At 65.2% G+C, this 12949-nt stretch carries 8 protein-coding genes; 3 read left to right on the top strand and 5 right to left on the bottom strand.

The window, feature by feature from the left end; genetic code table 11:
• Positions 1-50: 50 nt before the first annotated feature.
• Entirely contained in the window at positions 51-716 is a 666-nt protein-coding gene (locus tag KO490_RS14890) for a hypothetical protein (RefSeq protein WP_216020218.1), read from the top strand.
• Here KO490_RS14890 and KO490_RS14885 read toward each other — a convergent pair.
• The 4 genes from KO490_RS14885 to KO490_RS14870 all read right to left on the bottom strand — a co-directional run bounded on the left by KO490_RS14885 (position 709) and on the right by KO490_RS14870 (position 8949).
• Positions 709-3495: a hypothetical protein gene (locus KO490_RS14885; protein ID WP_216020217.1), complete on the bottom strand. Its 2787-nt coding sequence runs from the start codon at positions 3493-3495 to the stop codon at positions 709-711. The genes KO490_RS14890 and KO490_RS14885 overlap by 8 nt on opposite strands.
• On the bottom strand, positions 3495-4667 hold the full coding sequence (locus KO490_RS14880) for a hypothetical protein (protein ID WP_216020216.1): 1173 nt from the start codon (positions 4665-4667) through the stop codon (positions 3495-3497). Before KO490_RS14880 ends, KO490_RS14885 begins: the two co-directional genes overlap by 1 nt.
• Before the next feature lie 383 nt (positions 4668-5050).
• The gene (locus tag KO490_RS14875; RefSeq protein WP_216020215.1) at positions 5051-7672 is read right to left on the bottom strand and encodes an AMP-binding protein; all 2622 of its coding nucleotides are present in this window, start codon (positions 7670-7672) and stop codon (positions 5051-5053) included.
• A gap of 329 nt (positions 7673-8001) precedes the next feature.
• Complete coding sequence (locus KO490_RS14870) at positions 8002-8949, bottom strand: glycosyltransferase family 2 protein (RefSeq protein ID WP_216020214.1); 948 nt, start codon at positions 8947-8949, stop codon at positions 8002-8004.
• Between the two features lie 326 nt (positions 8950-9275).
• Between KO490_RS14870 and KO490_RS14865 the strand changes: the two genes are divergently transcribed.
• Entirely contained in the window at positions 9276-9866 is a 591-nt protein-coding gene (locus KO490_RS14865) for a VPLPA-CTERM sorting domain-containing protein (protein ID WP_216020213.1), read from the top strand.
• A 179-nt stretch (positions 9867-10045) separates the two neighbouring features.
• Positions 10046-11647, top strand: coding sequence for a VPLPA-CTERM-specific exosortase XrtD (xrtD, locus tag KO490_RS14860; protein WP_216020212.1), 1602 nt, complete (start codon positions 10046-10048; stop codon positions 11645-11647).
• 12 nt (positions 11648-11659) lie between these two features.
• Here xrtD and KO490_RS14855 read toward each other — a convergent pair whose 3' ends face one another.
• Positions 11660-12943, bottom strand: coding sequence for a glycosyltransferase (locus tag KO490_RS14855; protein ID WP_216020211.1), 1284 nt, complete (start codon positions 12941-12943; stop codon positions 11660-11662).
• Positions 12944-12949: the final 6 nt, after the last annotated feature.

Here is a 12949-nt window from a genome sequence, read left to right as displayed (position 1 = left end):
TCTAGAATACAATGCACGTTTCACCAGCAACCCGTTTTCAAGAGGTCTTCATGGGTCTTCAGAACCTTACCATGGCATTTGCCATGTCCTGCGGCATGGCCGGCGCCGCATCCGCCGCAACGGTCGTCGATATCGACCTGAAGCTGCGCTATGACGGCACCTTCTATCATGACGGCGTGATCATTCCCAATGACGATGACGCGGGCATGCCCCTGAACGTGGTGGAATTCACGAAGCTCCGGGCCGATGGCGGCGTGCTCGGGTTGCCGCATTGGGACATGGAGATCGGCGAGGAGACCTTCTTCAAGGCGCAGCTGGTGCTGCCCGAACCGGGGACCGAACCGGCCTCCATCGGTTACCGCACCGACAATGGCGGCCGCGCGCCCAGCTGTCAGCTGGGATATCTGACATGCGGCGACGTCACCGAGGTCTACAATTCCGGGGATCGCTGGCATGTCTTCTGGGACGACCAGGAAGGCCTGAGCTTCGACCTGCTGGCAGGCGGCAAGCTGAGTTATCAATACACCCCCGAATTCAGCGCAAGCAGCCTGTATTTCGATTGGGGATGGTTGTATTTCGACGACCGCTTCGCCGAATTCACCGTGCTGGAGGTGCTGCAGCCCGCGCCCGTGCCCGTGCCGATGTCGGCAGCCTTCCTGCCCGTCGCGTTCGGCGCCCTTGCATCCCTGCGCAGGCGCCGAAGCAGGATCAGCTGATCGTCAGGACCAGGCGGCCCCCCGTCACCGACACGCCCGCAGGCAGCAGGGCCCCCTGGTCCACCACCGTCACCCCGTCGCCGGTCAGATCGTGGGTGCCGGGCTGCAGGAATTCGCGGCCGGTGATCGCGACCTGGGCGCCCGGTGCCAGGATCACCTCGCCCGTGGCGGTGGGTTGCTGCAGGCCGTCGCCGATCATCCCCGAACGGAAGCGTCGCAGGCACGGCATGGATCGCGACAGGATGCCCGTGACAGTCACGGTGCTGGGCGTCGTGTAATCCCCGTCATCGGCGACATATTCGGTATGGCCGATGGTCAGCCGCTCGCCCGTCTGCGGCAGGGCCGACAGCGCATAGAGATGCAGCCGGTTCTTCGTGCCGCGATCGCGTTCCTCGAAATCGGACATCATCGCGCTCAGGCCGCTTTCCGATGCCAGCAGCGCCGTGCCCGGATGAACCAGCCGCTGCTTGTAGAGCGCGTCCCCGATTTCGAGCACGATGCCCGCGCCGAATTCCAGCCGCCCCCGAACGGTCAGGCGGCCATGGCCGGCGCCATCCCAACCCGCCATCACCCGACCGCCCTGCAGCGACAGGCTGCGCCCTTCGGGAACGGTCGTGTCCGGACCCAGCAGCACCTGCGCCTTGCCATGGGCCTGCAGATCCAGATCCGCCACCCCACCGGTCAGGCAAAGGCGCCCCGCCCCCGCATCGACCTTCAGCGGATGTGACGCGGCCCCGCAGACGAACTGGCCGCAATAGCCGATGCGGATATCGGCCGCATCCTCCAGCAGCCCGACCTCCAGGCGCCCCGAGGTGACGTCCAGGGTCCCGCCGTCGAAGGTCAGCGCGGCCAGACCGAGGGTCCGCGTCCCGAAGCGGACGAAATTGCCCCCCAGATCGGCGCTGTCGTCCGGATGCGTGCCGGGCAGGGTCGCGCCCGTCCAGTTGCGGCGGTTGTCCCACCGGAAGCCTTCCGTCCGGGGATCGGGCAGGAAGGTCGCCCTGGCCGGTTCGTGGCGCAGGGGCAGCGGATCGCCGAAACGGGTCTTGGCCCATTGGACCGTATCGCGGACGGCCGTGCCGATGCTGTCCCGGGCCTCCAGCCAGTCGACATATTCGTCGATCGTGGCGGTTTCCCGGCCAAGCTGCTGCCCGGCATAGCGCTGGATCGACGTGCCGTTCAGCACCTCGGGGTCGAGACCCTCGACATTCTCGTTCCGGGCCAGGCCATCTGCATCGTTCCACCATTCCCAGACGCGGGTATCGTTGTGAAGCATGCGCCCGGCCAGGCTGTAGGGCTTGCCGCCGGTCCATTCGGGACGGTCGTAATTGGTGCGGGCCGCGATCTCGGCCGGGTCGTCGGGATTGGCGCGATGCGCGACCACGTTCCCGATCATCGAGGTCTGATACCCCGAGATGTCGTGCCCCCAGTTGATCCCGCCCTGGAAGCCGTTGACCTTCTTGTGCGCGGCCCCGAACAGGACGCTGTCCAGGAAGTTCGTGAACTGGTTGATGGGCCCCAGATTCGTGCCGGAATGGATCGCCCCGCCGATATTGTTGTCGAGGAACAGCAGGTTCTCGTAATGGCCGCCGCACCGGATCTGCAGCGCACAAGAGGCGTTCTGCGACAGCAGGTTGTCACGCAGTGTCAGGTCGGAACAGCTGAAGGTCAGGTACAGCCCGTGGTTCCGGTCGGAGGGCGGCATGGGGAAGGCCGCGCTGCGGTCGTAATCATAGCCCTTGGCCCAACCGCACATGTCGACGATGGTGCCCTCGATCATGAGGTTCTTGGCGCTGCCGCCATAGGCCCCGCTGATGCGGTCCGAACTGCCGTCCCAATAGGTCCGCACGGGGTTCCCGCCGGGCACCGTCTTGGCGATGCCGCGCAGCACGACATCCTTCCACGACGACATGTAAAGATCGCGGAACTGGCTCTCGGTATCGCCCGAGATGCGGCAGCCTTCCATGATGATGCCGTAGCCGTGGCGCGGGTTGAATATAGGGCAGGCCAGATCCCGCAGCATCATGTATCGCGGGCCGAGGCCGATCCATTCGAAGCCCTGGGGGAAGAAGGGGCGATCGCCCTCGCCCCAGGCGCCCAGCACGAAGGGGTGCAGCTCGTCCTCGCCCCGCAGATACGCGCCCCAATATTGCGAACGGTCGTAGCTGTAGCCCCGCTCGAACAGGAACCAGTCCGACCGGCTGTCCTTGTTCTGACCGTAAAGCGTGCCGAACAGCGTCTCGAAGATCTCCATGGCCACGGCCATTTCGGGCGATCCGCCATATTCGGGGCGCTCCATCAACCAGCTGCCGGTGACGGCGCTTTCCGCCACCCCGGCCGCTGCGGCGATCGCGGCGCGCGTCAGGGCGTCGGCCGAACCCGAGACATAGATCTTGCGATGGCGCTGGCCGGGTTCGGGCTGCAGGCGGTTGCGGTCGTCCACCGGCAGGCAGTAATGGATGCCCGAGGCGAAACCGCGTTTCTGGGTGCGCGGCTCGACGGTCAGTTCGACCTCGGTCCCGTCGGCCAGGCGCGCGGTATGGGTGCCGCCCTCGGTCAGCGACAGCAGGTCCAGGCCGGTCAGGCCGTCGGCACGCCGAATGATCTCCAGCCCTTCGACCGATTGCAGGGCGGGCAATGCGTTCATGCGGCCCGCATATGCCGTCAGGCTGACGACCTGGGCGGGCAGGCCCCATTGCGCGACCGTGAATGTCCGGCCCTCTGCCGTCAGCGCGAAGGGGTTTGCCTGAAGAAGCGGGCTGTGGAAATGCATCGACATCAGTTCACCTTCTTGACGCGGGTGGAGGACAGGATCCGGGCCGTTCCGGCGGGGCCCATGACGAAGGCGTAATGCATGGCGATCCGTCCGGCCGTCGGGGTAAAGACGTCGCTGCGCACAAGGCGCGTCTGATCCGCGGCGCGGGTGACGTCGAAGACGTTCACATCCAGCGCATCGTTGTAGCCGCTGGCATCCGACAACCTGCCGATCACCCGGCTTGCATCCCCGAATTCGAGCTCGGTCTCCAGCTGGTAGGACTGGCCCGGTTCGACATCGAAACAGACACGAGGATAGCCGCGGGAATTGCCGGTCTTGGTGGTGACCGTCACCGAACCGTCGGCATTCGCCGTGGCAAGACCCGCATAAGGGCGATCGGCATCCTTCAGCACGGGCATCGCCCAGCCTTCGTCCACGGGCAGCGATGCGGAAATGCCGCCCGAGGTCGCGACACGCTGACCGGCCGCATCATGCACCGTTTCGCGATAGGTCAGCGTGCAGCCGCCATCGCGTGCCATGTCGACCGGGTATTCGTCCCCCGTCACGCCCGTCGGCTGGGCGTCGCGGAACCATTCGCCGCTGCGGGTGACGTCATCCGACATGCTGACCCACAGGCCCGGCACGATCTGCAGGGTCGCGTCCTGGGCCGCCTCGCCCGTGATTGCGGGGGGCACGATGCAGGCAGGCCCCTGCCCCAGATCGGCGGCGTCGACCTGGTGATCGCCCGCATAGGGTCCGGGCGTCTCGATCCGGAAATCGAAGGTCCCCGATCGGGGGGTGATCCCGTCCAGCATCACGCGGCGCTCGGGGGTGACAAGCCATTCCCCGCGGATCGGCGGCCAGGCGGTCGGGATGGCCTGCACCCGGATCTGGCCCTGCCCCTGCTGCACGGTTTCGACATGGACGATCTCCGCCCCGGCCAGCGCGGCATCGTAATCCAGCCCGGTCCCGGCCTGGTCGGGCAGGGTTTCGCCATCCACCAGCCAGTGGCGATCGATCCTGATGTCGCCAAGCCCCGCGTCAAAGACCCAGAGGCCGGACCTGACGGCGATCGGCTGGCCGGTCTCGGGCTGGTCGGCCGTGGCGGGGGCAAGGCAGATCGGCCCCTGCTCCAGCTGTTCGGGATCCAGGATATGGACCTCGTCGTAATCGGAAAGTGCAACGTTCAATGTCATGTCCATCACGTCCAGTTTCGATTTCGGATTTCCTGAGGGCGGAGCACGGCCCGGATCGGGCCACGGGGCTTGCACCCGCGGCAGAGAGGACGACTGAAATTCAGGGTCGTGCAGCGCCCCGGCCGGTCCGCCCCAGGGGGGCGGAGAAAGGCTCGGGGCTTGTCTACGGGTCGTTTCGGGAAGGGGTTCGGCCGCGCTTGGCGGCCCCTTGGGACAGGACGATGCGCTTTGAAATGGGATCGGGCATCGCAAGCTCCTGCTGCAGGTTTCCCGCAATGCGGGGCACCGGTGTCTGGAGGGACGATCCTTGTCCGAGGCCGTAAAGAATTACTTAACCATGCGCGGGCACCCGTGGCGCAACACCCTGCAGGCGGTGGTTTCCGTCAGGAAAAATACATGCGCCACAACCGCTTGCCACCATATGCCATCGCGGCAACGAACATCCCAACCGAGATCAGCAGCGCAACGCCCCCGCCAAGGCCCAACCCGCCCATCAGGTTCCGCGCCGGAATCACCAGCCCGTGGAAGACATAGATCGGCAGCGCCAGCCCGCCCGTCACCAGAAGCACCTGCAGCGGCAGCCGCACACCAAGAGACAGCCCTTGCCACGACATCAGCAGCCGCAGGAAGACCCCCGTGCCGAAGGATGCGAAGGCCACGTAGAAGATCAGCCCCGGAAGCGAGGTGAAGACCACGCTGTCGCGACTGTCGAAGGCGTGGATGCCATGGGCCTCGATCAGGCTGAACACGGCCAGGACCATGGCCAGAAGCCCGCCGGTCATCATCAGCCGCGACGCCTCGGCGCTGTCCTTCTGCTGCGACAGCCAGATGCCCACGACCGTGCCCGCCGCGGCAACCGCGTTCATCTTGAAGACGTTGTAGCCCCCGGCGATCAGCATCAGGCGCGGCCATTCCAGGGCCGACTGAAGCTGCTGGTTCGGCAGCAGATCGAACAGCAGCTTCCACAGCAGCCACAGGACCGGCAGCCCTGCAAGAAGCCAGGGAATGGGCCGTTGCAGGCGTCCCAGGGGGGGCAACCACCAGCGCGCCGTGCCCAGCATCAGCGCGTAATACCCAAGCACCCCGTAGAAGGCATGCGCGACCGCGAGCCCGGTCACGGGTTCGCCCCGGACCAGCAGGTTGGCCAGCCGGATGGCCGCCAGCAGCACCATGCCCAGCAGCACCAGGCGGAAGGCGCTACCCAGCCTGCGCAGGACCGATGATCGCTTCTCGGCCAGGTCGGGCAGCATGAAATACCCGATGCCGATCCCGAACACCGCCGCAAAGCCCGGCGTGCCCATCCGATAGAGGAACGAGAACGCCGTCTCGGCCTGCTGGGCCAGGCCAAGCCTGCCGAAGAACCCCGGCCCCCAATGGGACAGCACCACCGACAGGGCCATGATGGCCCGCATCATGGTGATCGACCAGCTGCGCCTTGCGACATCGGGCAGGGCGGCGGGGGCAGCCCCTGACGGCGGGGCGTCGGTCAGGGTGGCGGCCACCTCGGACAGGCAGCGCCCCTCCATCGTGGCGCGGATGGGGGCACGGGGCATGTCCGCGGCCTCCATGACGATCCCGATCTGGACCGAACTGAGCGAGTCGCCCCCCATGTCGTAGAAGCTGGAGGACGGAGAGATATCCGCATCGCCGACCACGCGTGCCCAGATGCGGGCCACGCGGGCCTCGTCTTCGGACAGGTCCACGGGCAGCGGATCGGCGGCCCCCAGCATCATGCCCGCAGGCGTCGCAGCCCCGTCGCGCAGCGATGGCAGCAGGCGCCGCTGGACCTTGCCGGTTCCCGTTCGCGGCAGATTGTCCAGCTGCATGACCTTCAGCGCGGCACCTGCCCCCTGCCCCACCTGCACGCCGCGACGTGCCAGGCACAGCCGGGCCGTTTCCTCGATCAGCGGGGCCAGGTCGCGGATGCGCGCCTCGATCGCCAGAAGCACGGCCTCGCCGCGCATGGCATCCTCGATGGGCGCGATGGCGAACCCCTCGCCCGCGTCGGGCAGCATGGACCTGATATCGGCCTCCAGCGCCTCGGCCCCCAGCTTGACGCCCGCGATGTTGATCTGGTCGTCCAACCGCCCGAGAAAGTGCAGATATCCCTCGGCGATCTCTCCTCGGTCGCGGGTGACCAGCCAGCCGTCGTCATCGGTCAGCGGCGCGATCCGACCGCCCTGTTCCAGCAGACCAAGCGCGACATGCGGGCCGCGAATGGCAATGGCGCCGTCCTCCGCGATGCGGATCTCGACATTCCCCTGCGCCCTGCCGACTGATCCCAGATGCGTCTCGGGGGTCGATGCCAGGTCCAGAAAGGTGCTGCGCGAGGCTTCGGTCAGGCCGTAATGCTGGACGATCCGGGCATTCGGAAACAGCTTGCGCAGGGCCAGCTTGTCCTCGGCCGACATGAACTGGCTGCCGATCTCGATCCAGCGCAGCTTGGCCCCCGCCGCCCCGATGACCTGCGGGTTCGCCAGCACCAGCCGCCACAGGCTGGGCACGGCCGACACGGCATTGATCTCGTCCGCGTCCAGCATCTGCCGGATCTGCGAAGGGTCGAAACGTTCGGGCAGAAAGAAGGCCCCGCCTGCCGCGGCCACCGCCCGCGCACGCCCCAAGCCGAAGGAATAGGTCACCGGGACGCCGATATACTCGCGGATCTCGTCGGTGACCTGCATCGCCTCGTTCAGGCGCCCGACGACATCGGCCAGGTTGCGATGGCTGAGGACGATGGCCTTGGGCCGCCCCTCGGTCCCCGAACTGAAGGTGATCTGGGCAGGGTCGTCCGACAGGTCCGGCTGGTGATCGAAACGTGCCCAGCCGCGTTCCTCGGTATCGGCAAGGATCGCATCCTCGGTCGCGATGCCAAGATCCGGCAGGATCGAAGGGTCGCGCGTGATGGCGAAGACGCGCCGTTCTTCCCAAGCGGCGAAGACCCGGCGCAGGAAGTGCAGATCGTTGCGGGCAGGCAGGGCCAGAACCGGACGAGTGATGATGTGCATGAACCCTCTTGTCTGCCATTGCACGCATCCTGCCCCGGAGCGCCCTCCGGCATCAATCCCGCAGGGGGCAGAATAAGTCTGTCCTGTCGCAGGCATCCGGCCTTGCGGATGCTGCGATTGCAAGATGACCGATCGGCCAAGGGATTTCATGGCTCCTGGGCATATCGCAAGGCGCAATGGCCATATGATGCTAATATCGCATGGAAAATCGGGCACCGGATAATGCCGGTGCCCGATGCGGATTGCCGATTTGAAAGCGGATATTTCCGCGCGACATTTAAATCAAACCGTTTGGTTCGAATATATCCGCAAGGCGATCGGTGGAAACTTCAGGACGCCTGCGGTGCAGACCATTTCCCTGCCGCATTCTCCTCCAGCTCGGCCACGGCGCGGGATTTCCCCACGCGCAGCGCGCGGCGCTGATAATCGCGGATGAAGCGGCGCAGCTCGTCATCCTCGTGCCGATCGGCCCCGCGCAACCACGCCCCCAGATAGCCCTGGATCGTGGCCAGACCGCCCAGAACATAGGGCGGATGCGCCATCCGGTAGAGCCCCGTCGCCATGAAGTAGAACGGGTCGGACCCCATGTAATACTGGCCGAAACCGTGCCGGCGGCGCCCGGTGAAGACGCTTTTCTGGCTGGACCCCATGGGCCGCAGATGTTCGAAGCGCAGCGCATCGTCGTTCCAGCTGGCAACGATCCAGCCCATCTGGCGGGCCTTGTGGCAGTCGATCGCGTCCCACATCACCTCGCGGACGAAGCCGCCGATCTGTTCGAAGCAGCTGCGCCGATAGAACTTGGTCATTCCCACCGACATCTCGTCGCCGCATTTCTCGGAAATCCAGGCCCCCGAGGCAGACCGGAACCAGGGTTTGCCGGAGCAGCTGCCGATGCGGGGGTTCTCCTCCATCCGCGCCATGAGCGTCTCGAAATACCGTTCGGGCAGATCCAGATCCAGGTCCAGCTTGCAGATGTAGGGGTAATCCTCCATCCGGACCTGATCCAGCCCGTAATAGAAGGCTTCGATCACGCCCGGCCCCACCGCGCGATGGCCGCGATCGGGCTTGGTCACCACCTGGATGCAGGGATGCGATGCGGCGTATTCCGCCAGGATTTGCGGCGTCTCGTCGGTCGATCCGTCATCGACGATCACCCATCTGGCCGGCGGCACGCTCTGCCCCAGGACGCTGTCCAGCGTGCGGCGCATGTAATCGGCTTCGTTGCGGCAGGGGGAAATGAGCAGATAATCGCGCGAGGGTTCTTGGACGGGCGTCATGGGATCTTTTCGCAGAATTCGGGTCGCGCCGATCTTGCGCGCGCGCGACGCGAATCACAACCCGATCATCGGGTCACAACAGGATATCGAAGGGCCATCCGGCTGACCTTCAGAAGAGGCGGAAAGCCGCCGATGCCCGCTATGAAAAAGTGAACCAAATAGGTTTCAACTTTGGGTTGCCGTGGCGGGTTCATTTCTTCGTTTTACTACAATGATCTTGCTTTTTTTCCCGTGTTTTCGCGAGGAAAGCTTGTTGCAATAGCGCGAAGAAGTTAAGATTTTAGTGATCGTCGGCACGGGCCGATAACGAGTGAAAAGGTGTAACCATGAATATTCTGAAGACCCTCCTTGCCAGCGCCGTGCTTGCCGCCTCCGCTGCAGGTGCAAATGCCGCAACCTATACCGCCGACACGCTGGTCAGCGCATCGGCCGGCGCCTGCGAAGGCTCTGCTTCGGACTGCGCCGCCAACGACCGTCTGAACGCCAACAACGCCGTCGACGGCGACAGCTCGACCTTCTACTCGCTCGGCCTGGGCGGTTCGCTGGTCGTCGGCTTCTCGGAAATCGTGGGCAACATCCTGCCTTCGACCGTTTCGGTCTTCGAAGTCACCTTCAACCGTGGCACCTCGCACGCCGAAGCAGCCGATGTCTATGCCATCGACGAATCCGGCAGCGAGAGCCTGCTGGGCCGCATCACCAACCGCATCGGTGAAAGCTCGGTCTTCGCAAGCAGCGCCTTCCAGTACCTGAAACTGGTCGACGTTTCGGAAGTCGAATTCCCCGAAACCACCAGCTTCGACGGCTATGACGTCGCGAAAATCGCGATCGCTCCGGTTCCGCTGCCCGCTGGCGGCCTGCTGCTGCTGGGCGGCCTGGGTGGTCTGGCTGCCCTGCGTCGCCGCAAGAAAGCCGCCTGAGCCTTTCGATATCGGTTTTGGAAAGCCCGCCCTGGAGGCGGGCTTTCTTCATGTCTGCCGCCCATCAGCGGAAAAGTTGATGCGACTGTGCTTTGACGCGGTCAACAACCCCTGCAAGATAGGCTAGGATAGGCAAGAAGCCGCCTTCTGGTTGGCGGCTCGTTAAAGGGTGACATGTTATGGCCTCGAGCGAAGACGGCTCCTTCTTCCGCGATCAGGTTTCGTTCAACGGGTTCGGACTGTTCTGGCTGGCCGTGGCCACCATCATGGCGGGCTGGTTCTTCATCGACGGGCTGGATGCGCTTCTGCTGGCCTGGCAGACGCCGGAATACAGCCACGGTCCGCTGATCCCACTTCTGTCGGCGATGATGTTCCTGCGCGAACTCAAGATCTATCCCCCGCGCGAAGGGCCCGTGCCCGATCGCTGGCCGGGCGTGCTGGTGATCGTCCTGGCCTTCGCCATCGGCGCCCTGGGCAAGCTGGCGCGGATCGACGACATCGTGGCCTATGCCACGATCATCTGGGTGGGCGGCATCATCCTGGTCAGCTTCGGCTGGTCGCAGGGGTGGAAGTTCTGGCCCTCGGTCCTGCATCTCGTCTACATGCTGCCGCTGCCGGCCACGATCTACTACAAGGTCTCGATCTCGCTTCAGATGATCTCGTCCGAGCTGGGCGTGGGCATCCTCAAGGTCCTGTCGGTGCCCGTCTTTTTGGAGGGCAACATCATCGATCTGGGCGTGATGCGCCTGCACGTGGCCGAGGCCTGTTCGGGCCTGCGCTACCTGTTCCCGATCATGTCCTTCTCCTACATCTTCGCCGTGCTCTATCGTGGGCCGGTCTGGCACAAGGCCGTGCTGCTGCTGGCGGCGGTTCCGATCACGGTCCTGATGAACTCGGTCCGCATCGCGGTGGCGGGGATCATCGCGAACCAGTACGGGGTCGAATGGCTGGAAGGCTTCACCCATTTCTTCGAAGGCTGGGTGATCTTCCTCATCTGCATCCTGCTGCTGTTCGGCCTTGCCCGCCTGATGCTGCTGTTCCATCCGGGCCGCCCCAGCCTGGCGGATGCGCTGGATCTGGACACCTCGAACATGCTGTCGCAGCTGGGACGGTTGCGCGGTATCCAGGCGTCGAAATCGCTGATCGCCGCGGCGCTTCTGGGTGCCGGTGCGCTGATGATGTGGCAGGTCGCCGTTCCCGAACGCGACCCGGTGATCCAGCGCGCCAGCTTCGCCCTCTTCCCGCGAGAGCTGGGCGAGTGGGAGCAGCGCGGCCCCGAGGAACGCCTGACCGTCGATGTGGAGCGCGTCCTCAAGGCCGACGATTACCGCCAGGCGACCTTCACCCGCGACGACCAGACGCCCGCAATCGGTTTCTTCAGCGCCTTCTACAACGACCAGACCAAGGGCGGCGTGCATTCCCCCGAGATCTGCCTGCCCTCGGCCGGGTGGGAAATCGCCAAGCTGGACCGCGTGGATATCGGCGCCGAGCTGGGATCGGACCGTCCCTTCCCGCTGAACCGCGCGATCATCCAGCGCGGTGAAACCCGGATGATGGTCTATTACTGGTTCCAGCAGGGCGAACGTCGCGTGGCATGGGACATCGCGGCCAAATTCAACCTGCTGCTGGACGGGATCCGTCGCGGCCAGACGGATGGCGGGATCATCCGGCTGACCACCCCGATGGAGCGTGGCGAATCCGAGGAATCCGCCGAGGCCCGCCTGATGGAGATGACGCGCAACGTGGTGGGCGTCCTGCCGCGCTTCATTCCCGAAAGCTGAAGGCGGCGGGGGTCAGCCCCCGCCCTGCCCCTCCGACAGAAGTCCGCGATAAAGACCCACGATCCGCGCGGCCTTGGCGTCCCAGGTGTAATCCGTCAACGCCTGGGCCCGTGCATCCCGCGCCTTCTGCGGCAGACCGGACGGATCCTGGACCAGTTCGGTCAGCGCCGCACGGAAACGGGCGGTGATTTCCTCTCGGCTGCCAAGCGGTATGGCGAAACCTGTTTCAGGCGAGACCAGTTCGCCCGGGCCCGCGTAATCCACCACCATCGGCACGACACCCAGGGCCATCGCCTCGAGGACCACCCCGCCGCCGAATTCCCGGATCGAGGGGAAGGTCAGAAGGTTTGCCCCGGCCATCACTTCCTGCACCTGTTCATGCGGCAACTGGCCGTGGAAGGTGACGCCGCCGGATATTCCCAGGCTTTCGGCCTGTTCCTTCAGGCCGGGCATCATGGGTCCGTCGCCCACGATGTCCAGAACCAGCTGCCCTGCCGCAATCAGCGGGGCCACGGCATCCAGCAGCATGTCGGGCCCCTTGTAGGGCACCAGGCGCCCGACGAAGCAGGCCCGCAGCGGCAGGGTCAGATCCTGTTCCGATACCAGGTTGAACCGCGCCGGATCGATCGCGTTCTCGGGCAGCCAGACGACCTTGTCCCGATATGGCTGCGGGATCTCGGATGCGGTATGCCGGGATCCCGCCAGGATCATCGCGCTGGCCTTCAGCGAACGACCCCGCAGCGGGTTCAGCTTGTAGGCCCCCCGGACATAGGACAGCCATTCCCGTTCCTGCCGACGTTCCGCATCGAACCCCTTGGGCCAGGGCACCCCGCCATTCAGCGGTCCAAGGACGAAGGGAATGCCTGCCGCCGCCACCTTGGGGGCGATGGGCGATGCGACGGTGGGCGACAATGGCGTCACGCGATGGACCAAGTCGAACCTGCCCGCCTTGATGTCGTCACCGAAGCGCTTCCAGACCAGCCGCTCGAAATAGGGATAGCTGAGGGCCGCGATGGCCGTGTTCATCGTCCATCCCTTGCCCTTGCCCATCCGCAGGATGCTGGCCAGCCGGTACATCGGGCCTGCGATCTTCTCGCTGTCGATGACGGTGAAATCCTCATCCTCCACCAGGCCCGCGCGCAGGAATGCCTCGCGGTTTCGCTGCTGGGTGACGATATGCACATCGGCATGGTCGCGCAGGGCCGAGGCCAGCGACCAGCCGACCAGCGGAACCGAGACCCATTCGGGGTTGGCCGCTTCGGCGATGACCAGGACGCGGGGCGAATACGTTCTCATCAGCTT

Origin of the sequence: Paracoccus sp. C2R09 (assembly GCF_018860625.1) — a bacterium.
Classification (GTDB): Bacteria; Pseudomonadota; Alphaproteobacteria; order Rhodobacterales; family Rhodobacteraceae; genus Paracoccus.
This window is presented reverse-complemented; position numbering and strand designations above follow the sequence as displayed.